Origin of the sequence: Burkholderia sp. AU45274 (assembly GCF_030482505.1) — a bacterium.
In the GTDB taxonomy this organism is placed as follows: Bacteria; Pseudomonadota; Gammaproteobacteria; order Burkholderiales; family Burkholderiaceae; genus Burkholderia.
Genome location: NZ_JAUJQE010000002.1, coordinates 839218 through 863456 on the forward strand (window position 1 = coordinate 839218; position 24239 = coordinate 863456).

Sequence of the window (24239 nt, forward strand, 5' to 3'; positions counted from 1 at the left end):
GTTTCATGAACGGGGGGAAGTGGGTGAAGAAGCGTCGGCCCGCAGCGCCGGATGCGTGCGCGAGCAGACGACCTCGAGTTCGGGGAAATTGCTGTGCGGCGTCGACTCGCCCATGTTGTACGACAGCGCGCAGCGCTCGTCCGGGCGCGCGCCCCATCGCACGAACAGGTCGCCGGCCCGGCCGACGCCGGTGACGAAGCCCTGCCCGTTCGGGCCGACCATGCCGACCTCCTTGCCGGCCGTCGTCAGCACGGCGGCACCGAACGGCACCGGCTGGCCCGCGTCGTCGGTCATGTCGAGCATCAGGCGCCCCGCCTCGACCTCGAACGGCGCCAGCACGACCGCGCCGTGCGTCGGCACGACGTGCACGATCGCGTTGCGGATCTCGAGCTGACGATCGAGTTCCGCCGTGCGCAACGCGATGCGGTTCTGCCGGTACGGCGTGACGCTCGGCACGACCGCATAGCCCGCGCGGTCGGTACGCACGCCGGCATGCGCGATCACGCCGACGTCGGCCGCACCCTCGCTGCGCACCAGTGCGACGGTTTCGCCGAGCGGCTGCGACAGCGTGACGCCGCCGCCGTGCACGACCATCCCGCCCGCCGCGCTGACCGAGGTCTGCGAGCCGCTGCGCGTCTGGTTGTGGGTGGCCCCGAACTGGCCGGCCGTCGCACGGTAGTTCAGGTTCACCGCACCGCCCAGGCCGTGTGCCGTGCGATCGGCGTCGACGCCATAGCTCAGGCGATCGTCGTCGAACAACGTGCCGAACACGCCCGCGCGCTGCTCGGTGCCCGCGGTACCGGCGATCAGCGTCGCACTGCCGTACGCGTGCGGTGTCGTCGTGCGCCCGCCGCCGAACGGAATCGACAGGTTCAGCGACACCTGCCGGCTGCGCTCGCCGCGCGCGCGCTGCTCGGCGCTCAGGCTCACGTTGTAGGACACGCGCGACACGCTGCCCGAATAGCCGAGCTGGAGCAGCCGGTCCTCGCCCGCACCGTCGCGGTAGGCGCGCCGGCTCGCGCTGACGTACAGCGAGCCCGCGCGCCCCAGGCTCTGCGACACGCTCAGCTCACTGCGGCTGCGCTTGCCCGCGCGGCCGGCCCACGTGTCGACCGACGTCGCGTAGCGCACCACGACGTCGGACAGGCTGCGATAGCCGCCCGAGTACTGGTGATGCGCGGCGCGCAGTTCCGTGCCGGTCGACGCGAACGCCTTCGCGTACATCGCGCGCACTGCGCTGCCCGCGCCCGCCTGCCCCGCCTGGTCCCGATAACGGGCGTGCGTCACGTCCACCGACAGTGCACCGATCCGCGCCAGGTTGCGCGCGGCGCCGGCCGCCAGCGCCGCGTATCCGTTCGCGAACGTCGCGCCGCCGTAGATCGTCGTCTCGCCAGGCAAGCCGTAAGCGGCGCTCGCCGACGTGAACCACTGCGATTGGGCGGAATCGGCACGCAAGCGCCCCGCGGCCGCGCGATACGACCACGCATTCTGGCGCAGCAGGGTCGGAATGCTCGCCGACGGCTGGATGAAGCTGCGCTTCTGGCCATCCGCCTCGACGATCGTCACCTCGAGGTCCGCATGCGCCGCAATCGCGTACAGGTCGTCGATCTCGAACGGCCCCGGCGGCACGTAGCTGCTGTAGATCAGATAGCCGTTCTGGCGAATCTCGACCTTCGCATGGCTTTGCGCGATGCCGCGCACGACCGGCGCGTAGCCGCGCTGGCTGTCCGGTTGCATCGTGTCGTCGGACGCGAGCTGCACGCCGCGGAACGCCACGCTGTCGAACACGTTGTCGGACGTGAAGTTCTCGCCGAACGTGACGCGGCTGCGCCAGCCGGGAATGTCGCGCTCGAGATAGGTATTCATGAATTGCGTCTGCAGCCCCGACGCGTTGTGGTTCACCATCGCGCTGCTGCGCAGGCGCCACGCGCCGAGGTTCAGGCCCGCGCGCACGCTGCCGTACGCTTCCGTCGCGTGGCCCGACGGCCCGTCGTAACGCCGCTGCGCGGCGTTGAAGCGATAGTCGAAGCGCAGTGCATTGATGCCTTCGTCCCAGCGCGACGGATCGACCGAGCCGCGCGGCACGCGCTTCATCTTCGCCTGCGGGACCGTCAGCGCCAGCGTCTGACGATCTGGATCCACCGTGACCGTTGCGTCCGGCATCGCATCACGCGGATCGACGCACGCAAGCGTAGCGCCGGGCGCATCTGCGACATCTGCGACATCTGCGGCATCTGCGGCATCTGCGGCATCTGCGGCATCTGCGGCATCCACCTCGGCGACGCGCGGATAGGCCGCGAGGTTCACGCCGAACCCGTCGAGCTGGGCGGCGCTCAGGCAGGGCCGCACCGCATTGCCTTGCTCGTCGCGTGGATCGCGCTCGAAGCGGATGTCGTGCGTGCCCGACGCTTCGCCATTGACCGACACCTCGACCGGGTGCACGCCGGGCAGCAGTACGTTCGCTTCGGCGAACACGTCGAGATCCACGTCCGCCTGCGGGTTGCCGAACGCGAGGAACGCGGGATTGAATGCCGTGTTCGCGTGCGCGTGCGCCCCCGCGGTCGGCAATCCGAACGCGAAGGTCGAAGCGAGCGCGAGCACGCATCGGCGCAGCGGGTCAAGGCATCGTGTCATGAATGGGGGAACGGCGCGCGCCGGATGAGCGCACGCCGCATGAAGTCAAAAAAATGGAAAGTCGGAAAAGCGGATCGCGGAGTGGCCGCTGGCCGGCCCCGCGACCGCGTTGCGTCAAACGGCGCCGGTCGGCACCTTCATCGTGACGGACGGCGTCACCGCGCCGTAGTCGTTGATCGTGCTGAACCGCAGCGTGACGGGCTGCGTCGGCACCGCGTGGATGTAGCGCAGCTTGTAGGTCGCCGCCTGCAGCGGCGGCACCATCTCGAGATCGACGTCCTCGATCGTGCCGGCATCGATGCCGATCTTCGAGAAGGTGACGTGATAAGGCGTCGGATTGTTCACCGTCAGCAGCACACCGTCGCCCGACGGCGCGATGCGCCAGGTCAGCGCCGCCGGCGCATCGGCCGACGAGCCGGTCAGGCCCTGCGGCCGATAGAACGCCTTGATCCGCGTCTGGATCGCGATCTGCAGCACGTTGTCCTGCTTCGGCGTGGCCGGAATCTCCTTCACGTTCAGCCACATCAGCGACTCGCGATCGGACGGCAGCCCGTGCTTGACGGGCATCACGCGCAGCAGGTTTTCCTTGCCGGGATCGAGCCGCGACAGCGGCGGCGTGACGAAGAACGGTGCCTTCGCGCCGCCCTTCGTCGATCCGCCGTCAATCCAGGCCTGCACGACGTAAGGCTGGCTGTCCGCATTCTTCACGGGCACGACGGCTTCGCGCCGGTCCTCCTGCAGGATCATGCGCGTCGCGCCCACCACCACGCCCGCCAGCGCGCCGTGGGTCATGCACAGCCCGAGCACGCAGGCCAGCGTACGTTGTCCGAATTGAATCGTCATCGGTCGATCCCGTCTGCTTAGCGGTAGTGCAGCGTGAACGACGCCGTGCCGTTCGCCTCGCCCGCCTCGGTCTGGTTGGACGTCGAGACGTAGTTCGCGGCGAAGTTCAGCACGTTGCTGCCCGGCGTCAGCTTGAGCGTGTCGGTCTCGGTGTTGATGCCGATCTGCTTGCCGCCTTCGTCCATCAACTGGATGCCGACGCCTTTCGCATCGTCCTGCGCGCCGGTGCCGATCGCGAGCAGCGTCGGATCGTCGTCGTTCGACGTGCCCTCGAACTGCGCGCGCACGCCGCTCAGCTGGTCGTTGCACTCGCTCAGCGCGATCTGGAACGGCACGCGGCGACTTTCCTGGCCGGCGGTGGCGAGCTGGTCGATACCGATCGCGCCGAGCGGCACCTGAATGTTGCTGTTGTCGATCTTGCAGGTCGTCGCGACGATCTTGCCGTGGAAGTTGATCGTGCCATCCGCGGCGAGTGCGGACGTCGAACCGAATGCGGCCAGGAGCGCGGCCAACAGGAGGGATTTCTGGGTCTTTTTCATCGAGTATCTGGGTAGAGAATTGAGGATTTCCGCTGCCGGTCCCTGACAGCGGAACAACGAACCCGTCGAGTTCGCAGGCATTATTCCGATCCGGCCATCGCCACCCAACAAACTTAAGAAAATTCTCAACGCGTGCCGCCTGGACGGATGAATCGCAATGCAATGCGATGCCGGCGACGACGCTGCCCAGCCATTACGGGCGCACCTGTCGACGTAGCGGACAGCACGCGTGAAATACGAAAGGAATCCTCACCATCTGGCGAAAGATGCACCGTGCAGCGATATGGCCATCGACACGGATGGTGCGCGCAAACGCGCCCGAGGCCGGCACGACCGAGCGTACCGCTCGCGGCGGCGATGACGAACGACGGGGGGAACGGGATGTGACCGGAGCGCGGCGAGACGGGCTGCCGTGCCTCGCGAAAGCCTCAGGATAGCCTCGCGCAGGCGCGTCGATTCAATGCCGAACGGCGGCTGAAGCGGCGTGCCGCGACAGCCTTGCCGGAACGGGAATACGGATGGGGACTGGAAGGATCGGCGATACCGATCCTGTGGTCAGCCGGCGCGCGTCGCTGCGGCCGACCGCTTGCTCAGGTCAACTCGAGCCGATACCCGTAGTTGTAGATCGTCGTGATCGCGAGCCCGTTCTTCGGCCGCAACCCGAGGCTCGTACGCAACTTGCTGACATAGGTGGCCAGCGTCGCATCGTACTTCCGGTCCACCACGCCCCAGATACGCTTGATCATCATGTCCTTCGACACGATCCGCCCGACGCTCTCGAACAGCATCAGCGCGAGATCAAACTCGCGCTGCGACAGCTCGACCGGCACGCCGTCGACGGTCGCGGCATGCGAGCTCGTGTCGAGCACGAACTTGCCGACCTCGACGACCTTCGCGCGCTGCGTCTCCGGATAGTACTTGCGCGCCTGCGCATTGACGCGCGCGACGAGTTCGCGCTCCCGCAACGGCTTGATCAGATAGTCGTCTGCACCGGTGTTCAGACCGAACACGATGTCGTTCTCGCCGTCGTGCTGCGTCATCATGATGATCGGCAGCGTGTCGGCAAACGATTCGCGCGCCCAGCGCATCACCTCGATCCCCGACTTGCCGGGCACGTCCCAGTCGAGCAGCAGCACGTCGACGCGCTGCGTGCGCACCAGCTCGATGAAGCTGTCGCCGTCGTGACGCACCTCCGTGTCGTAGCCGGCCTTGTTGAGCCAGCCGGCCACGACGCCCGCCTGCGTCACCATGTCTTCGAGTATTGCGACAATCATGTTCGATCCAGTCTCAAGATGCCGCCCCGTCCTCGGGCCCGTTCGCCACTCCGTCGGCCGAAGCGGGCGGCAAGTAAACAAAAGCCCATTCGCCATAGGCGTCGCTGTCGCCGAACGTATCGTACCGCGCGGGGAAGCCCTGGCGCTTCAGCGGCTGCCCCGGCGCCTCGCTGAACACGCCCATGATGCCGCCGTCCGGCGCCTTCACGAGCCCCCACTGCGTCGACCCGGTCAGCGGATCGGCGTACAGACGCCGCAAGTGACGCTGCGTCGGCAGCGCGCGGCGGTCCTCGAGCAATACGTCGAGCGACTCCGGATAGCGGCTGCCACCCGCCGCATTGTAGTAGCTTGCGATCGCCGCGCGATACTGGTCGCCGACAAACAGCAACTGCGCCTCGCGATCGCGCTGCTGCACCGTCTGCCAGATGCGCGCGGCCTGCGTCATGCCGAGCCCCAGCGCCGCGACGAGCATCAGCACGCCGAGATACGCGATGCCGCGCTGCCCGCGCGGGCCGCGGCATCGGCCGCCACGCCGCCGGTTACCATGTCCCATATGCGCTCCCGTCGAGCGCACGCCCTTTCGCGCCGCTCTTCACGTCCGCGACGCCGCCCCGGTCGCCGGCCTGCGGTTGCCAGGAGCCGCGCTTGCCCGTGACCGGGTCGAGCGGGATCTCGCGCAGATAGCGCTTGTCGACCAGCACCTCGAGCGTGTCGGGATCGCGGCCGTGATCCGCCCGATAGTCGTCGATCGACTGGCGCAGCGTGTTCAGGTTGTGGCGCAGCACCGTTTCCTTCGCGCGATCGCTCTGCTTCAGGTAGCCGGGGGCGACGAACGCGGTGAGCGACGCGATGATCGCCATCACGACGAGCAGTTCGATCAGCGTGAAGCCCGCGGTGCGGCGTGCACGCTTACCACTGGTTGTACGGGACGCCATTGAGGCTCTCCTTGCGGTTGGTCGAGCGAATGTCGAACACGTCCTCGCCGGACGAGAACGCATCGGGGTCGCTCGCATAGCTGCGCGTTTCCCAGGTGTCCTCCGGCGCCTTGCCCTCGCATTCGCACATCGGATCGGCGGGGAGCTTGCGCAGGAAGTACAGTCTCGCGCCGTCCGGCGATTTCTTGTCCTCGACGCCGTCGACGAGCGCGTGCAGGTCGGGCGGATAGCCGCTCGCGTCGACACTGCGCTCGATGCGCCCGTCATCGGCCGCCGCCTTGTACGCGTCGAGCGCCGAGCGGATCACCACCAGCGCACGGCGCAGTTCGGCCTCGTCCGAGCGGCGCTTGACCAGGTCGGTCAGCGGCAGCGAGACGGTCGCGAGCAACGCGAGCAGCGTCAACGCCACCAGCAGCTCGATCAGCGTGAAACCGCGCGCGCGCGCACGTCGACGGATGCTCATGCGAAGCCCCGTGCACGCGACAGCAGGACCGGCGCGTCGGCATACCGCACCGGCGCCGGTTCGCGCTCGCCCGTCAAACGCACGACGAGCGCGTGGAGCGAGCCGATCAGCGAGCGTACCGCGGCGGTGAAGCGATGCTCACCACGTGCCTGCGACTCGGCGAGCGCCGCGCGCGGCGCGGCGGCATCGGCTACGGTCACCGGCGCAACGGCGCGCACGACGGCGGGCGATTGCACCGCCTGCGGAGCCGCGTCGACGTCACCCTGCGCGGCGACGACTTCCGCACGCGGGCCGGCAGCCGGTGCCGCCGCAGCGACGGCGCGTGTGATCTCGCCGCGCGGCGCGGCCGCACGGCTCGGTGCGACCGGTGCGACCGGTGCGACCGGTGCGACCTGGGCCGCTACGGTCTTGATCGCCGCAGCCGGTTGCCGCCCGGCATCCGCACGCGTACGCATCATCCCGGTACCGCGCGCGCCGTGCTCGGCCGCCGGGCTCGTCGCGTCGCCCTGCTCGGCCTGAGCGGGTGCCTGCGGCTCGGCGTCGGCGTTGGCCGGTTCGGCGCTCGCATCGTTGGCGGCGGGCTTCGACGGCTCGATCGGCGCGTTCAGGTCCGGGCCGTCCGACGACGTCATCCGCGCCGGCACGGCGCGTGCCGACTCGAGCGTCAGCGCCTCGGTGGTCACGCGCGACTCGGTACCCGACAGGAAGGTCGTCACCGCCGACGTCGGCAGGTCGAGATTGCGTTCGATATGCGGCGTGATCAGCAGCACGATCTCCGAACGCTCGCTGCTGCGGCCGTTCGAGCCGAACAGCCGGCCGAGCACCGGCAGGCCCGACATGCCCGGCAGCCCCGCGATGCTTTCACTTTCATTGCGCTTCACCAGGCCGGCCAGGATCTGCGTTTCGCCGTTTTTCGCGGTCATCAGCGTCTCCGCGTTGCGCGTCCCGAGCGAATAGGCGACGAGCCCGGTCTTCGTGGTTTCCTTCGACAGGATGCTGCTGACCTCCATGTTCACCTTGACGCTCACCTCCTCGTTCAGGCTGATGCGCGGCTCGACCTTCAGCATCAGGCCCACGTCCTGGTAGCTGACCGATTCGGTGACGACGCCGTTCGCGTTGGTGGTCGTGACGATCGGCACACGCTCGCCGATCTTGATGTTCGCCTTCTCCATGTTGCGCACACGGATCTTCGGATTCGCGATCGTCTTGGTCTTGCCCTGCTTCTGCAACATGTCGATCGCGAGCGCGAGCCCGCCCGATTCGCTCGACACGCCGACGCGATCGCGATTCAGGCGCAGCAGGTCGCCGAGCGTCAGCGCACCGCCCTCCACGCTGCCCAGCGCGTTGAACTGGACCTTGCCGGGATATTGCACGCCCAGATCGAGGCTGTCGTTCATGTTGACTTCCAGCACCTGCACGTCGAGCGTGACTTCCGACTGCGGGATATCGAGGCCCATCACGACGCGCTCCGCGACCTGGATCGTCTCCGGCGTGTCGCGCATGACGACCGCATTCACGCGCTCGTCCACGTAGACGTCCTTCGGCTTGATCATCTGGCGCAGCGCGGCCATCACCGACTTCGCGTCCGCGTGCGACAGGAAGAACGTGCGAATCGCGAACTCCGTGTAGTTGCGCGCCTTGTCCGGCTGCGACGGGTAGACGAGCAGCGTGTGCTTGTCGAGCACCTTCTTCTCGAGCTGGTTGGTGCGCAGCAGCAGGTTGATCGCGTCCTCGGCGGTCGTGCGCTCCGCGAACAGCGTCGCGGGCTGGCTGGTATCCACGTCGCGGTCGAACACGAAGTTCACGCCGGACACGCGCGAAATCACGTCGAAGATGTTCATCAGCGGCTGCTGCTTGAAGTTGAGCGACACCGGCTTGCGCAGCGCGTCGGCCAGTTGCGGGCGCACCGTGCGACCGGCCTGCGATTGATTCAGCAGCGTATCGCGCATGCGCTTCGCGTCCGCATGGTTCGGCTGCTCGGCGAGAATTCGCCGCACGATCTCGAGCGCTTCCTGCGGCTTCTCGCCGCCGATGCGCTGCGCGCGCGCGAGGTCGACCGACATCTGCTGGCGGCGCTTGACCTGCTCGAGCGACTGGCTGGCCTTGAAGTTGCCCGGCTCCTCGCGCAGCACGTTGTTCAGGTGGTCGATCGCGGCGGCATGGTTGCCCTGCGCGACCTGGCGGTCGGCTGCCTTCAGCTCGGCGCGCACATACTCCTGCCGGCTGCCCTCGACGGCGGTGGTAAGGGCGATGTCGTCGGGCGCGGCCTGCTTCTGCTGCTGCAGCGTGCTGAGGCGCTCGGCGGGTGTCGTGGCGGCGGCAGGCGCGGCGTTGAATGGGGTACTCGCGCATCCTGTCAGCGCGAGCGCCGAGATCAGGAGCAAAAGACTGAGTTTACGTTTCATGATGATGTTCGGAACAGGTTCAAATCGGGGTTCATGGAGTCGGGACGGGCGGCGACAGCTCGATATCGCTGCCGCCACGGGTCACGATCACCGCGCCCTGTTTGCCCAGTTTCTTCAGCCGGTAGCCTTCGGCGATCTCGCCGCCCGGCAGCACCGAGTCACGCACGCCGCAACGCGATTCGCACAGCAGGAAAGTCTTGCCCGCGCCGTCCAGCACGACGATGCGATGACCGTTCTCGCGCCACTCGCCGGCAATGTCGAACGGCGCCGACGCAACCGGTGGCGCGTCGATCGGCGTGTCGAGCGGCGGCATGTCGGATTCGGGCGCCGCGTCGGGCGGCGGCTCGGCGTCGGTCGCCGTCTCCGCGCCGAGCGATGCCCAGCTCTGCGCGGGAAAAAGGTCGACGACCGGCGCCAGCTCGTGCGTCTCATTCGCCGCGCTGCCGCCGGCGACGCACGCGGCAGCCAGCGCGAGCGCGGCCGCGATCGGGATCAGGGGCGCGCGCATCATGCATCCGGCCCCAGCAGGCTGACCCGCAGGTCGGCGATCACGTTGGGACTGTCGATCCGCTCACGCTCGACCGACAGTCCCTCGATACGTACCATCGGCTGCTGCGTAATCTCGCGGATCGCTTCGCGCAACCCGACATAGCTGCCGGACAGCGCGACGTTGATCGTGAGCCGGCGCAGCTTGCCCTGCACCTCGACTTCGCGGCGATAGGTCGCGTGCTTGCGCTCCATACCGTGCTGGGTCAGGATCTGGACGATCGAGTACGCCTGCTCGGTGCTGCGCAGTTGCTGCACCTGCTGCAGCGTCATGCCGCCGTTACCGGCCTTCTGGCCCGGTTTCGGCAGCGCGGCCAGCGCCTTCGTCCGCGCGTCGCGATCGGCCTCGAGCTGCTCGGCGCCCGGCTGCAGGTAGCACGCGTGCACGCCGATCAGCGCCACGACGAGCCCCCCTGCCACCAGCCCCGGCACGCCCAGCTTGCGGGACGCCGCATAGGCGCCCCAGCGCAGCCGCTCGGCGAGCGCGGTCATGTCGATTGATTTCAGGTTCGTCATGGGTGTTCGATGTTCAGGCTGAAATAGAAAATGTTCTTGCCGTCCTCGGCTTTCGTCCGGTGCTGCAGCAGGCGGACCTTGCGGTCGGGGTGACGGTCCTTCAGGCGGTCGACGAACATGTAGATGTGCGACAGATGCGCGGCACCGCCTTCGAGGCGCGCTTCCTGTCCGGCCTTGTCGACCGTCAGCAGTTTCAGCGCGATCTGCGGCGTCCACGCCTGCTCGATCCAGTCGACCACCGCCGGTCCCGCGCCGGTTGCACTCGTGCGCTGCTGGTCGAGCACGCGCGCGATGCGGCGCTCCTCCGCCGTCATGTTCTTCTGCCGGCGCTGCTCGCGCTCGATCGCGCGCTGGCGCTGGTCGATGCGGCTTTCGATACTGTCGACCTCGTCGCGCAACTGCTCGACGTTGGACCACTCGCTCGCGACGAACGCGCCGGTCAGCAGCGCGCAGCACAGCGCGACGGCCGCCCACGGCGTGACACGCGTGCGAGGCGCCGCGAAATCCAGTTCATTCAGGCGCTTCATGCCGGCTCCTCCTGCGTGAGCACGGCCTGGTCCATGTCGTCGTCGAGCAACGTGACACCGTCGGCGGCCGCGCTCGGCAGCGTGCCGTCGAGCGCGCTCGCGAAGGCCGCGCCGGCGAGCGGCTGTCCGGCCATCAACGCCGCGGCCGCGAACCAGTCGTCGAGACGGCTGCCCCCCGCGCGCGGCAGCGTGACCACGTCGGCCCACTCGCCCGCACGCCGGAACACGCACGTGACGACGCGCGGCTGCAGCAACGCATAGCGGTAGTCGTCGCCGCCCAGGTGCTTCGCATGCGTGGCGAGCGCCACCGACAGCGCGTCGCGCACGCTGACGAGCCGCCAGCCGGCTGCGCGGCACGTCTCGTCGAGCGACACGAGCAACGTGTCGCAAGCCGCCACCGCGAGTTGCGCGCGGCCGCGCCGCCCGCCTTCGAGGCGAATCCGCAGCGCGCCGCGCTGCGCACGGGCGGCGAACAGCGCGCGCGCATAACCGTCCCACGCGGCGTCCGACACCAGCCCGTCCTGCCAGGGCAGCACGACGCCATGCGTCCACGGATGCCCCGCGACGACGTGCACGCGGTTCAGCATCGGCAGGCGCGCCTTCGGCAGGTCGCCGAGCACCCGCGCCAGCGCTTCGGCGGGCGCGCCGTCGTGCGCGACGACGATCCGCGGCTCGCCGGCGCGCCGTGCGCGCCAGTCGTCGCTCGTCCATACGCGCAGCCGGTCGGCGTCGAGCACCGCGAACACGTTATTCCACGGCGATCGCACGCTGCACCTCCTGAAACGTCGTCAGTCGCGCGCGAATCGCGGCGAGGCCCGCATCGCGCATCGACTGGTAGTCCGCGTTGTTCGCGAGCGCCTGCGCGCGCTTCTCGATCGAACGCTCGAGCAACGCAGCCTTCATCGCCGCGTCGAGCGTCAGCACTTCGGCGAGGCCGATCCGGCCGTGATAACCGGTGCCCCGGCAGGTTTCGCAACCCTCGCCGGGCGTGACCACGTGCTTCAGGTCGTCGAGCGACGCCCCCGCCAGATCGGCACCATCGGCCGCCGCGCCGCCGCAGCTTTCGCAAATGCGCCGCACCAGCCGCTGCGACACGACGCCGTTCAGCGCCTCGAGAAACGTCGACGGCTCGACGCCCATGTAGATGAAGCGGTCGATCACGCTGAAGCCGTCGTTCGCGTGCACCGTCGACAGCACGCGGTGACCGGTGAGCGCCGATTGCACCGCGATCGACGCGGTCTCCTCGTCGCGGATCTCGCCGACCATCACCGTGTCCGGATCGTGCCGCAGGATCGCGCGCAGCCCGCGAGCGAAGGTGAGCCCCTTGCGCTCGTTGACGGGAATCTGCAGCACGCCCTTCAGTTCGTATTCGACCGGGTCCTCGATCGTGATGATCTTGTCGTCGCCGGTGTTGACTTCCGACAGCACCGCATACAGCGTCGTCGACTTGCCGCTGCCGGTCGGCCCCGTCACGAGCATCAGCCAGTACGGCCGGTGCGCGAGCGCGCGCACGCGCCGGGCCGTCTGCGCGTCGAAGCCGAGCACGTCGAGGCTCACGCTGTCGCCGCGCTGCGACTTGTCGAGCACGCGCATCACCGCGTTCTCGCCATAGGTGCCGGGAATGATGGACACGCGGAAATCGATCTCGCGGCCCTGCATCACGACCTTGAAACGGCCGTCCTGCGGCACGCGCTTTTCCGCGATGTCGAGCGCGGCCAGCACCTTGAGACGCGACAGCGTCTGCGCGGCCGTCTCGAGCCCCGGGATGTGACGGATCGACTGCAACACACCGTCGATCCGGTAGCGGATCGCCAGGCCGTCGGGTACCGCTTCGAGGTGGATGTCGCTCGCGCGGCTCTGCAGCGCGTCGTAGAGGGTTGTATTGACGAGCCGGATGATCGGGCTTTCGTCCTTCGCGATGCTCGCGAGCGAGATCGACTCGATCGCCTGCGCGAGCGAATCGCCTTGCGCATCGATGGTCACGTCGTCCATCAGACGCTCGTTCGACTCGACGTCGCCGAGCAGCCGCTCGACCTCGCCCGGCACGCTCATCGCCATCTGCACCGGCTGCGCACCGAAGCGCGCGAGCAGTTCGTCGCGCACCTGGCGCGCGAACGGATCGGCCAGGACGACGCAGGCCGATCCGTCGCGCTCGATCGGCAGCACGCGCCAGGTCAGCGCATCGTGCAGCGGCAGCAGGTCGAAGCGCGTCGGCGCCGCCTGCAGCGTCTGCGCGTCGACCGCGTCGACGCCGAGGCAGGCCGCCACTTCGGCCAGCACCGATGCGTCGCCGCTCAGCAGGCCGTCGACGTATTGCGCGAAGCCAACGCCGGATGCCTCCGATTCCGACTGCCAGCGTTGAGCGATGTGTTCCGTTTTCATTCAGTTTTCTCCTGTTGGTCAGCGGGTTCGCGAGAGCCGGGTCGGCCCGGATCGCTATCCGACGCTGCCGGCCAATTCGAAGATCGGCATGTAGAGCAGCAGGACCACCGCGCCCACCGTCGCGCCCACCGCCAGCATCAGCACCGGTTCGAAGACCTTGCTGAGCATCTCGATCGCGCGGTCGAGCGCGCCGTCATGAAACTGCGCGATGTGTTCGCACATCCCGCCCAGGTCGCCGCTCTGTTCGCCGACGCGCAACAGCCGTTCGGCAACCGACGTCGTCAGCGCATGCGCGGCGAGCACGGCGGCGACCGGACGCCCTGCGCGCATTTCGGTGAGGGCCGCCGCCAGCCGCCCGCGGAAATGCTCGGGCAACACCTTGCCGGACAGCTCCAGCGCGACGATCACCGGCGTGCCGCCCGCGATCAGCAGGCCGACGGTCCGGTAGAACCGCGTGAGCGCGAACAGCGCGCAGATGTCGCGCACTTTCGGCGCGCGCCACATCAGCCGCTGCGCGGCGCGCTTGACGGCCGCCGAGCGCACCGCCAGCCCCATGCCCACGAACGACGCCACGACCGCCAGCCCGACCGCCATGCCGTTCTCGCGCAGCAGGGTTGCCCACCAGAGCATCGCCTGCGCGGTCGCCGGCAGCGTGGCCAGCGACTCGAACACCACCGCGAAGCGCGGAATCACGAAGAACGCCATGAACAGCAGGATCGCGATACCCACGCCGATCACGACGACCGGATAGATCAGCGCGCCGGTGACGCGCTTGCGAACCTGTTCGATTCGCACTTCGTACTGTTGGTAGCGCTTCAGCACGACCGGCAACTGGCCGCTGCCCTCCGACGATTCGATCGTCGCGACGAGCAGCGGCGGAAAGATCGCCGGTTGCTGCGCCAGCGCCTTCGACAACGGCTGCCCTTCGACCATCACCGCGAGAATCCGGTCGATCACGTGTTTCGCGTCCTTGCCCGAATCCGCCTTGTCGCGCAGCGCTTCGAGCGCCTCGATCAGCACGAGGCCCGCATCGAGCAGCGTCGACAACTCCTGCAGGAACAGCGTCAGCGCAAACTTCGGCGCCGCGCGGCGGCGCCCGAAGCCCGCCTCGCGCCGGATCTCGACCACGACCCAGCCCTGTGCCGAGAGCCGCGCGCGCACCTCCGTCTCGCTCGCCCCTTCGGCCGTCTGCTGCGAGACCTTGCCGTCGGCAAGCACCCGTACCCGAAACGTGTTCATCGCGACGTCCTCCGCCATTCGTCGAGTTTCGCGAGGCTCGCTTCACGATCGCTCGTCAGCACCCGGTATTCCTTCCAGACCTTGGTCGCGTAGGCCTTGCGGGCCGGCTCGCGTTTCGGCGAAGACCCGGCGTTGTACGCACCGACCGCGTTCCAGGTATAGCCGTGCCGATCGATGAAATCGGCGAGAATCGATGCGCCGGTGGCAATCGACGTGCACGGCTCGTCGATCAGCCGCTTGTGCGTCACGCCGACCTTGACCAGACGCGGCAGATGCGTGCTGTTGATCTGCATGAGCCCGATGTCGTAGGTGCCGTTCCGGTTCCAGTTCATCGCGCGCGGATTCATCGACGATTCCACTTTCGCGATCGCGACGAGCAGCAGCGGATCGATGCCATGCTGCTCGCCTGCCCAGGTCCAGCAATCCCTGGCAGCGACGCTGGAGGTGCCGGCGGCGAACAGCGCCACCGCGGCCACCCAGCGACGCAGGCCCTTACATGCCATAGACGAGGTCTGCATCGAGACCACTCCCGCCAACCCGACCGTCGCGCCCGAGCGAAACGATCTCCGCTTCGCCGTCGCGGCCCGGCACGTTCCACTGGTACACGCGGCCCCAGCCGTCCTTCGGCACGGCCTTCGCGAGATACGGGCCGTTCCAGCCGTCGGTGCCCTGCGGCGCCGCGACCAGTGCGTCGAGCCCTTCGTCAGCCGTCGGATAGCGGCCCATGTCGAGCCGGAATTGCGAGACCGCGTCGCCCAGCGTCTTCATCTGCGCTTCCGTCGACTTGACCTTCGCCTTGTCGACCTGCGCGAAGAGCTTCGGACCGACATAGCCGGCCAGCAGCGCAATGATCAGCAGCACGACCAGCAGCTCCAGCAGGGTGAAGCCCTTCTGGCCCCGTCGTTTCGTCCATTTCAGATAGTTCGGTTTCACGTCGTATGCCCTCGGTAGAGATCCCGGCGCGGCATCGCGGCCGGAGGCCGTCGTATCGCAGACGGCAGGTGAATCGCGCTTTCGCTGATGCGTATTCGATTGAAGGAAAGCGCCGATCGATGACGTCATTTTCCCGGGGGGCGCCCTGCGCCACCACCTTCCTCAACGAAATATCAATAAGGTTTTCCAGGTGCGGGGCGGTACGCGCCGACACCAAAAGAAAAGCCGCACGCATTGCTGCGTGCGGCTCGTCTCAACGCCCTTTCAGGTCGTTACTTGGCGCAGGCGCCCAGGTCCTTCCACACCTTGCCGGTGTGGTCCGCACCCGTCGAGGCCGGGCTGCCCGGAACCTCGTTCTGCGTCCACCAGCGCGCCTCGTACGTGCGGCCGTTGTGCTGCACCTTCGCGCCGCCCGTGTAGGCCGTGCCCTGCTTCCACTCGGCCTGGCATTGCGCGCCTTCGCCGCCACCCGCGTCGCCGGTCAGCTTGAACGTGGTGGTTTCCTGCTTCAGCGTGCCGCCTTCGATCTGCGACGTCGCCACGGCCGTGTGCTGGCCGGCCTTCGCGTTCGCGATGTCGACGCTCACGTCGCCCTGCATGCGCATCGTCGACGACTTCGAGCCGACCAGCGAATTCGACGCGTCATAGACCTTCACGTTGACGTTCGTGTCCTTCGCGTGATTGAACTTCAGGAAGAACTTCGCGGTCGCCTTGCCGTTCTGGATCTTGAATTCACCGTTGTTCGAGATGCTGAAGCCTTCGTCGAGCCCGCTTTCCGGCTGGTGATCGATCGTCGTCTCGGTGCGCACGATGCCGCTGCCCTTCTTCGAGAACACGTCGTTCTTGCCGAGCGACGGCTCGATGCGACCGTCGCGCTCGACGCCCGCCATCAGGTTCGCCGACTGCACGCGGTTGATTTCCTTCGCGAGCAGCATCGGCCACATATTGCGTTCGCCCTGCTGTGCGGAGCCGATCGTCACCGTGGTCTTCATCGACGGCACTTCGCCGCTCGACTTGAACACGCGGTTCGTGACCTTGTCGCCGGCCTTCAGGTCCATGATCGGCGCGATGCTGCCGACGTTCGACCACGAGGGCTTGCCCGGATCGGTCGCGCCGCCGTCGTCGGTGATGTTCAGGTCGGCAACGTTGTAGAACATGCCGGCCGTATCGCCGACGTGCCACGTCGTCAGCATCACGTGATGCCCCTTCTTGTCCGCCGGAATCGTACAGTTGTGCGGGCCGATCTCGTCGGCTTTCTTCATCCCGCCGTCGACCGTGCAGAACGGGTTCAGGTCGAACTGGTCGCGCGTGAGCTTCGCGTTCGGATTCCAGCCCTGCTTCGTCAGGTAGTACTTGAATTCCTTCGTCACGTGCGCCGCGGTGAACGTCCACTTGAACTTCTGCGCGCCCGGCTTGATGCTGGTCTGCTTCCAGCGATCGACCGACTGCTCGTTGAGTTCGCTGAACTGCGTCACGCCGCCGCTCGCGATTTCGCCGTCCTTCGGGCCGGCTGCCGGGAAGCCTTGCTTGCCTTCGATACTTTGCGGTTCATAGGCAACCGAGCCGCAGTTGAAGTTTTCGATCTTCCCCGACTTCGCGCTGCACAGCAGGCCGCGCGACGGCGGCTCGGAGAGGTAGCCATGCGCGAATGCGGCCTGGGCGAAGAACATCGACGCGCAGGCAACGAGCGGCGACAGGGTAAAGAGGGTCTTTTTCGCAGTTCGGGTTCTCATCTGATTTCGTTTGGTTGAAAGTTGGTCAGGGTTGGCTTCGTTCGACGGATCGCGTTCGAACGTCCGGAATGGCGTGACGCATGTTCTGCTGACGAAACGCTGAGTGAAGTATCGGCAAGCGTCTTTCAATCGAGAACCTTCCTCAACGATCTCTAAACGATTCCCTGCCGGGTCATCCGCAGTCCTGACATAGGCATGTCCCGCGTTGACCGGCCCGCGTTTAGATTGCATTGAGATTCGTTGCCGCCCCGCCATCCACGAAGAAAAATGCGCTGGCATTCGCGACACTTTTTTCAACACCAGGATGGATGGCTATCAAATTGAATTCGAAGAAACCGACTCTTGATCTCGTGGTTCGACGCCGCTCGCTGCGCCGCACGCACATCGCCTATGCGGCACTCGCCGCGGCCAGCGCACTCAGCTTTGCCAACGCCGCATTCGCCGCACCCGGCAAACCCAGCCTCAAACAGTACGAAATCACCTCGCAGCCGCACGGCTTCGTCGAAATCGACATGCAGAAGGCAGGCGTCGCGCCGTACAAGGACATCGTCAAGCTGAACAAGAAGGTCGACGTACCGCTGCCGTTCGACATCTGGAGCAACGGCACCGCGGTGAAGGCGGTCGCGCTGGTCGACGGCATCGTCGACCCCGCGTCCGAGGTGAAGATGACGCCCGGCGGCACGCAGAGCGGCCAGGTGGTCGCGAACGTGAAGACGCCCGGCGTGAAGAAGATGCAGGTGCGCGTGATCGACGCGAACGGCGCGGTGACCGACAGCGCACCGCTCGACGTGGTCGTGTTCGACACGATTCCCGAGCTCGCCGACGATCTGCCGAACAACGCGAGCAAGAACCACAAGCCGGTCGCGAACACGTCCGGCTCGGTAGTCGGCACGTACTTCGCGACCTGGTCGATCTACGACCGCAAGTTCAACGTCGACAACGTGCCGGTCGAGAACCTCACGCACATGCTGTACGGCTTCATCCCGATCTGCGGCGGTGCGGACGTCAACGCCTCGCTCGCGAAGGACCTGCCGGGCTCGTTCAACACGCTTCAGCAGAGCTGCAAGGGCCTGCCCGACTTCAGCGTCGCGATCCACGACACCTACGGTGAAATGGCCAAGGCATTGCCGGGCCAGACCGCGAACTCGAAGCTCAAGGGCGTGCTCGGCCAGATGATGGCCGCGAAGAAACGCAACCCGAACATGAAGATCCTGCCGTCGATCGGCGGCTGGACGCTGTCCGATCCGTTCTTCAAGTTGCATGACCCGGCGAAGCGCAAGGTGTTCGTCGACTCGACCGAGCAGCTGCTGCGCACGTGGAAGTTCTTCGACGGCGTCGACATCGACTGGGAATTCCCCGGCGGCAAGGGCGTGAACCCGTCGCTCGGCGATCCGGTGAAGGACGGCCCGCTGTACGTGACGCTGATGAAGGAACTGCGGCAGATGCTCGACAAGCTGTCGCAGGAAACCGGCAAGACGTACGAACTGACGTCGGCGATCGGCGCGGGCAAGGACAAGATCGACGTGGTGAACTACAAGGAAGCCACGAAGTACATGGACTACATCTTCGACATGACGTACGACTTCTACGGTGCGTTCAGTCTGAAGGATCTCGGCCACCAGACCGCGCTGTACGCACCGGGCTGGAAGCCGGACACGGCATACACGACGCACAATTCGATCAAGGCGCTGCTCGCGCAGGGCGTCGATCCGAAGAAGCTCGTGGTCGGCGCGGCGGCCTATGCCCGCGGCTGGACCGGCGTGCACGGCTATGCCGACGGCAATCCGTTCACCGGCACGGCGACAGGTGCGCACAAGGGTCAGTGGGAACCGGGCATCCTCGACTACAAGAAGCTCAAGGCGGAGATGATCGGGCCGAACAACGCCGGCATCAACGGCTACGAGTATCACTACGACCAGACGGCCGAAGCACCGTACGTGTTCAACAAGAGCACCGGCGAACTCCTCACCTTCGACGACGAGCGCTCCATCCTCGCGAAGGGCGACTACGTGCGTGCGCACCAGTTGGGTGGCCTGTTCTCGTGGGAAATCGACGCGGACAACGGCGACATCCTGAATGCGATGCACAAGGGTCTCGGCCACGGCAACGAAGGCGGCGGTGGCGCGGAAAACCATCCGCCGGTCGCGAACGCCGGTGCCGACATGACGATCACCGGGCCGGCGACGGCGACGCTCGACGCGTCGAAGTCGCGCGATCCGGACGGCGACAAGCTGACCTACCAGTGGGAACAGGTCGCCGGCACGCCGCTGCAGCTCGCCAACGCGACGAGCGCGAAGGCAAGCGTCGACATTCCGTCGGTCAAGCAGGACACGAAGTACACGTTCCGCGTGACGGTCACCGATCCGGCCGGCCTGAAGGACAGCGCGCAAGTCGTCGTGACCGCCAAGGCCGACACGGCAGTGGAACCGCCGCCGGCGGAAAACCGCCCGCCGGTCGCGCAACTCGGCGGCCCGGCGACGGCTCAGGCCGGCCAGGCTGTCGTGCTGTCGGCCGAGAAATCGACCGACCCGGACGGCGACAAGCTGAGCTTCAAGTGGAACGTCCCGACCGGCATCCAGGCGACGCCGGCCGGCGCGAAGCTGAACTTCAATGCGCCCACGCTCGCGAAGGACCAGTCTTTCACGTTCTCGGTCACGGTCAGCGACGGCAAGCTGTCGAGCACCGCGAAGCACACCGTCCTCGTGAAGGCCAAGGATGCGGGCGGCGGTAACGGCGGCGAAGGCGGCGGCAACGGTGGCAACGGTGGCGGCGAAGGGGGCAAGCACCCGGCGTACAAGGCCGGTACGCAGTACAACGCCGGCGACATCGTGTCGAACCTCGGCAAGCTTTACCAGTGCAAGCCGTTCCCGAACAGCGGCTGGTGCTCGGGCGCGCCGACGGCGTATGAGCCGGGCAAGGGCTTCGCGTGGAACGACGCGTGGACGCTCTACGGCAACGACGGCGGCAGCGGCGGCGGTAACGGCGGCGAAGGCGGTGGTGGCGAAAGCGGCGGTGGTAACGGTGGTAACGGTGGCAACGGCGGCGGCGAAGGTGGCGGCAGCGGTGGCAACCACCCGCAGTACAAGGAAGGCACGAAGTACAACGCGGGCGACATCGTTTCCAATAACGGCAAGCTGTTCCGTTGCAAGCCGTTCCCGTACACCAACTGGTGCTCGATGGCAGCCTGGGCGTACGAGCCGGGCAAGGGCACCGCGTGGGACCAGGCGTGGGATGAACACAAGGAGTAATGCCCGGTCCGGCCGGCGGCGCCAGCGCGGCGCCCCGGTCAATCCGAACCCGCGTCTTCCGACGCACAACGGCTGATGCCGATATCGCCCTCGCCTCGCGCGAGGGCGTTTTCGTTTGGGTTTCGGTTGGCGGATGGGCATCCGCAACGCTGCGGACGGTTGTGAAGGTGCGGCCGATGCGCAAGGAATGCGCGGATCGCAAACGCCACCGCCAGGATCGACGTCGCCCCGATGTCATCGCGTCATGTCGATGGCGTCCTCGACCTTTCCGCTGCTTCGCGTCCGAGGTCGCGCCGCGCCTGCGGGATCGAAGTCCGGCTTGACGGCAGGTCCGCGTCGGAAGACGACACGCGGCCCCCGCGCCTTCGTCTCTCGTGCCGACGTGGCAGGCCATCGCCGCACCGGCCGCTATCCCGCGGTTCACGGCGACGAGCCTCCATCCGCAAGTCTCGTCAGGTCGGCACCGCTCGGGACGGCGCGATCGTGACGCAGTCCGAAGCGCCGACAGGCGCGCCCGTCTCGTCATCCGCCGTGTCGCGACACGCGCCAGGCCCGAACGAAAAAAAGCCGGGCCCTGTGCGATACAGGGCCCGGCTTTCCATCCATCCGGTTCAATCTCTACCCGACCTCGACGAAGCTGGCGGCCGCACTACCGTTGCGGCCCGGCACGGCTCACGCGTCTTCGAGCGCTTCCGCAGCGGTTCTCGGCAAGCGCACGATGAAGCGGCTGCCCTGCCCCGGCGTCGACGTCACGTCGATCGAGCCGCCATGACGCACGACCACGGCCTTCACGAACGGCAAGCCGAGCCCAACGCCGCGGCTGGCGTCGCGGTGCGAGCCGTCGACCTGAAAGAACGGCTCGAACAGGCGCGGCAGCGCGCCGGCGGGGATGCCGATCCCCTGATCCTGCACCGTCATCGTCACCTGCCGATCGTCGGCAGCGATCCACACGTCGACCACCGTCTCCTCGTCCGAGTACTTGATCGCGTTGTCGAGCAGATTGGTCAGCGCACGCAGCAGCATGTCGCGATTGCCGGACACGAACACGTCGTCGCCCTCGTAATGCGGACCTTCGACGCGGATTCGCTTCGCATTCGCGCTGTGCCACAGATGATCGACCGCTTCCGTCGCCAGATCGTTGGCGGACACGGCCACGTAGGCGCGGGTGTCGAGATGCTCGGCGCGCGACAGCTGCGTGAAATCCTGTGCGACGCGCAGGCTGTAGTCCACCAGCTTGTGCAGGTCCGTCAGGAAATCCTCGTCGGTCGCGCCGTCGGCGCGGTTGCGCTCCTCGAGCAGCGACAGCACGGTCGACAGCGGATTGCGCAGGTCGTGCGCCATGTGTCGCAGCGTCAGCCGGTCGCTTTCGACCGCGGCCTTGATGTTGTGGATATCGACGAAGCAGATCATGCTCGCCGTGGAACGATGCTGCTCGCCGTCGCCGAACGGCGTCACCATCATCATCTGCGTGCGCCCGTTCAGCGTCAGCTCCGCCGAGTGAATCTTGCCGCTCGCCTTCGCGATCCGCACTTCGTCGTGCGCGATCGACAGCACGTGCCGGACGGCCGCGTCGCGGTCACCCTCGGTGTCGAACGTCTCCAGCATCGCGCGGCCGCCCGCATTGCACAGCAGCAGCCGGCCGTGCTGTTCGACGAAGATCGGATACGGCAACGTCTCGATCATGTCGACATAGGCCGTCTGCCAGGCGCGAATCTGCTGCATCGCGATCTCGACTTCGTCCGCGCTCGGCAGCTCGGTATCGGCGCCCGCCGCGTGCGGCAAGCCGGCGAACGCATGCTTGCCGGCCAGCCGGTGCAGCAGCCCATATTCCTTCAGCATGAACGTCCGCAGGCTGCCGGCACGCCGCCAGCCGCAGAACGCGAAAATCAGCGCGCACACGGCAAACTTCGGCCCGAGCGGCATCCAGTACGACCAATGCACCAGCAGCACCAGCGAGACGGAGACGAACGTGGCCATCCACGCGATCGCGAATGCGTACATGCGCCAGCCCGGCACCAGCATGCAGATCAGCAGCATCCCCGTCGCGACCGCGACGCTGACGCCAACCTGGATCGCCGCCGGCTCGCGCCGCAGAATGCGGCCATCGAGCAGCGCCTGCGTCACCAGTGCATCGACCTCGACGCGCCGCAGCCGCCCCCCTTCCGACGTCGACAGGTCGTACACCCCGGAAAGGTCCGACATCGCGTCGCCGATGAAGACGATGCGACCGCGCCACGCCGACTCGGGAATGCGCCCTTTCAGCACGTCGACGTATGAATAGCGATCGAGGTCGAAGCGCGCAGGCAGGAACAGCGCGAGCGAACCGGTCTCGACATGCCCCAGATTCGACACGTGGTCCTGCACCTGGTGACGCACGTCGCCGGCCGGCAGCGACGCGCCCGCCACGCGAATCGCCTCCAGCGCCACGTGCGGCAGTTCCGCCTCCGCGTTGTCCGCGTGAATATAAGGCACGATGCCCTGCACCAGATGGTCGCTGCCCAGCACCACGCTGCGCTGGCCGATGGCCGCGGCCGCGGCACGCAACCGCGCCTCGGGCAACAGCACGGTGTCGGCACGCGTGGCCTCCTGCGATACGTGGGCAGGCAGCACGACGTGCCCTTGCCGCGCGATCGCGCCCGCCAGCGGCCGATCGCCGGACGCCGCGCTGAACATCGTCATGTCGAGCACGACACTCGCGGCGGCACCCAGCCGATCGAGCACCTGCGCATGGGACGTCCGCGCATAGCTTTCGCCGCTGCCGAGTTCGGCAATGGTCTTCTTGTCGATCGAGATGACGACGACCTCGTCACGATCCCCGTGATCGACGCCGGTCACCACCAGGTTCCAGTACAAACGGTCGAGCGGCGACAGCAACGCCTCGGCGGTCGGCGTGCAGCTGAGCACTGCCAGCAACACCGCGCCGGCCGTGAGCGGCCATACGGCAGGTCGAACGGATGTTGCAATTTTCAAGACTCGATTGAGCCAGTCAGGCATGGTTTGGTCCACGTTATTGTTTTATTCGCCCGAGTTCGTTGCAGTCGCGCACTTCCTGCATGGTTGCGGCCACGGCCACATTTTTCGTCGCGCTCGCGATCCCGCCACGCGACTAGCGCTCAGGCGGCCCCGGGTCCCTCAACAGGCAACCGCACGGCATGCTGCCGCGGGTTCCAATGTCGCCATGTTGCCGGAACCATCTCGATTTTTATTAGGCACCGGGTCCAATTAGACCTCGTCCCATATGGTTTCTATTTCGTTTCGGACTCGTCCTAATTTTTGCCATTCAGACGGTCGTCAGGACGCGTCGATACCGTGCCGGTGCGACCCGTTCGGGACCCTCGATCCCAGTTGAGTTCGTGCAGACGATGCGGTTGTTTGCCCTGGTTGTTCACCCGTGAAGCGATCCTGCCAAACTTTGATGAACGGCGAGAAATTTCGCAACACGTTTTCCCGACCGAATGGTTTGCCGACGCACGTCGAGACGAAGCCGGCGTCGGGCTGAATTTTCGCAGCGAGACGGGCCAGCCCCGGCCAGTGTGTGGCAGGCCGTTCGACGTGAACACTTTTCATCGCTTTCGATGAAATTGTGTTGACAGCCTCTTCGGACACGCTATAATTGCGTTCTTTCGCGATGCAGCAACAAGCGAAACGTGCCCAGGTGGCGGAATTGGTAGACGCACTAGGTTCAGGTCCTAGCGGTGGCAACATCGTGGAGGTTCGAGTCCTCTCCTGGGCACCATCTGTTTTATAAAAAGGTCGGCTTCTAGCCGGCCTTTTTTCATTTCCGGCGCCGAAAATACGCGTCAATCGCAAGATGGCGTCGCCGCACATGCAAGCGGCTCGCATGCCCCTCCTTCGCCCCACCGAACAGCGTGCTCAATTATTTTCGTTCGCGACCTGAAATTGTGTTGACAGCCTCTTCGGACACGCTATAATTGCGTTCTTTCGCGATGCAGCAACAAGCGAAACGTGCCCAGGTGGCGGAATTGGTAGACGCACTAGGTTCAGGTCCTAGCGGTGGCAAC

Annotated in this window: 19 protein-coding genes and 1 tRNA gene; 2 read left to right on the forward strand and 18 right to left on the reverse strand. The window is 66.7% G+C overall.

The window, feature by feature from the left end; genetic code table 11:
* Nucleotides 1-3: 3 nt before the first annotated feature.
* The 17 genes from QZM35_RS12720 to gbpA form a co-directional block, all read right to left on the reverse strand.
* Nucleotides 4-2634, reverse strand: a complete 2631-nt coding sequence (locus tag QZM35_RS12720; RefSeq protein WP_301776052.1) for a fimbria/pilus outer membrane usher protein — start codon at nucleotides 2632-2634, stop codon at nucleotides 4-6.
* A gap of 114 nt (nucleotides 2635-2748) precedes the next feature.
* Nucleotides 2749-3477 carry a molecular chaperone gene (locus QZM35_RS12725; RefSeq protein WP_089425259.1) on the reverse strand — a complete coding sequence of 243 codons (729 nt, stop codon included), beginning with the start codon at nucleotides 3475-3477 and terminating at the stop codon, nucleotides 2749-2751.
* A 17-nt stretch (nucleotides 3478-3494) separates the two neighbouring features.
* Entirely contained in the window at nucleotides 3495-4016 is a 522-nt protein-coding gene (locus QZM35_RS12730; RefSeq protein ID WP_174974610.1) for a fimbrial protein, read from the reverse strand.
* Nucleotides 4017-4606: 590 nt separating this feature from the next.
* Entirely contained in the window at nucleotides 4607-5290 is a 684-nt protein-coding gene (locus QZM35_RS12735; RefSeq protein ID WP_089425257.1) for a response regulator transcription factor, read from the reverse strand.
* Nucleotides 5291-5303: 13 nt separating this feature from the next.
* Complete coding sequence (locus QZM35_RS12740; RefSeq protein WP_254600247.1) at nucleotides 5304-5762, reverse strand: type II secretion system protein; 459 nt, start codon at nucleotides 5760-5762, stop codon at nucleotides 5304-5306.
* 67 nt (nucleotides 5763-5829) lie between these two features.
* Entirely contained in the window at nucleotides 5830-6225 is a 396-nt protein-coding gene (locus tag QZM35_RS12745) for a type II secretion system protein (RefSeq protein WP_089425255.1), read from the reverse strand.
* Entirely contained in the window at nucleotides 6200-6688 is a 489-nt protein-coding gene (locus QZM35_RS12750; RefSeq protein ID WP_089425254.1) for a type II secretion system protein, read from the reverse strand. Before QZM35_RS12750 ends, QZM35_RS12745 begins: the two co-directional genes overlap by 26 nt.
* On the reverse strand, nucleotides 6685-9093 hold the full coding sequence (locus tag QZM35_RS12755) for a secretin N-terminal domain-containing protein (RefSeq protein WP_301776053.1): 2409 nt from the start codon (nucleotides 9091-9093) through the stop codon (nucleotides 6685-6687). Before QZM35_RS12755 ends, QZM35_RS12750 begins: the two co-directional genes overlap by 4 nt.
* Before the next feature lie 31 nt (nucleotides 9094-9124).
* A complete protein-coding gene (locus QZM35_RS12760) occupies nucleotides 9125-9601 on the reverse strand; it encodes a hypothetical protein (protein ID WP_256978165.1) in 477 nt (158 codons plus the stop codon).
* The gene (locus QZM35_RS12765) at nucleotides 9601-10155 is read right to left on the reverse strand and encodes a hypothetical protein (protein ID WP_089425251.1); all 555 of its coding nucleotides are present in this window, start codon (nucleotides 10153-10155) and stop codon (nucleotides 9601-9603) included. The genes QZM35_RS12760 and QZM35_RS12765 overlap by 1 nt, the downstream gene beginning before the upstream one ends.
* A complete protein-coding gene (locus QZM35_RS12770) occupies nucleotides 10152-10682 on the reverse strand; it encodes a hypothetical protein (protein ID WP_174974616.1) in 531 nt (176 codons plus the stop codon). Before QZM35_RS12770 ends, QZM35_RS12765 begins: the two co-directional genes overlap by 4 nt.
* Complete coding sequence (locus QZM35_RS12775) at nucleotides 10679-11449, reverse strand: hypothetical protein (RefSeq protein ID WP_256976583.1); 771 nt, start codon at nucleotides 11447-11449, stop codon at nucleotides 10679-10681. Before QZM35_RS12775 ends, QZM35_RS12770 begins: the two co-directional genes overlap by 4 nt.
* Nucleotides 11430-13064: a GspE/PulE family protein gene (locus QZM35_RS12780; protein WP_301776054.1), complete on the reverse strand. Its 1635-nt coding sequence runs from the start codon at nucleotides 13062-13064 to the stop codon at nucleotides 11430-11432. The genes QZM35_RS12775 and QZM35_RS12780 overlap by 20 nt, the downstream gene beginning before the upstream one ends.
* A gap of 54 nt (nucleotides 13065-13118) precedes the next feature.
* Nucleotides 13119-14303, reverse strand: a complete 1185-nt coding sequence (locus QZM35_RS12785) for a type II secretion system F family protein (protein ID WP_089425907.1) — start codon at nucleotides 14301-14303, stop codon at nucleotides 13119-13121.
* The gene (locus QZM35_RS12790; protein WP_089431406.1) at nucleotides 14300-14821 is read right to left on the reverse strand and encodes a lytic transglycosylase domain-containing protein; all 522 of its coding nucleotides are present in this window, start codon (nucleotides 14819-14821) and stop codon (nucleotides 14300-14302) included. Before QZM35_RS12790 ends, QZM35_RS12785 begins: the two co-directional genes overlap by 4 nt.
* Nucleotides 14796-15236 (reverse strand): type II secretion system major pseudopilin GspG, encoded by a 441-nt coding sequence (gspG, locus tag QZM35_RS12795; protein WP_301776055.1) that lies wholly within the window; start codon nucleotides 15234-15236, stop codon nucleotides 14796-14798. Before gspG ends, QZM35_RS12790 begins: the two co-directional genes overlap by 26 nt.
* 272 nt (nucleotides 15237-15508) lie before the next feature.
* Entirely contained in the window at nucleotides 15509-16969 is a 1461-nt protein-coding gene (gbpA, locus tag QZM35_RS12800) for an N-acetylglucosamine-binding protein GbpA (protein ID WP_089472681.1), read from the reverse strand.
* Between the two features lie 308 nt (nucleotides 16970-17277).
* Here gbpA and QZM35_RS12805 point away from each other — a divergent pair, with 308 nt between their 5' ends.
* The gene (locus QZM35_RS12805; protein ID WP_301776056.1) at nucleotides 17278-20217 is read left to right on the forward strand and encodes a glycosyl hydrolase family 18 protein; all 2940 of its coding nucleotides are present in this window, start codon (nucleotides 17278-17280) and stop codon (nucleotides 20215-20217) included.
* A gap of 672 nt (nucleotides 20218-20889) precedes the next feature.
* On the opposite strand, the gene QZM35_RS12810 is transcribed toward QZM35_RS12805, so the two are convergent.
* Complete coding sequence (locus QZM35_RS12810; RefSeq protein ID WP_301776063.1) at nucleotides 20890-23133, reverse strand: CHASE2 and HATPase_c domain-containing protein; 2244 nt, start codon at nucleotides 23131-23133, stop codon at nucleotides 20890-20892.
* A 733-nt stretch (nucleotides 23134-23866) separates the two neighbouring features.
* Here QZM35_RS12810 and QZM35_RS12815 point away from each other — a divergent pair.
* Nucleotides 23867-23953: transfer RNA gene (locus QZM35_RS12815), tRNA-Leu, on the forward strand.
* Nucleotides 23954-24239 lie beyond the last annotated feature (286 nt).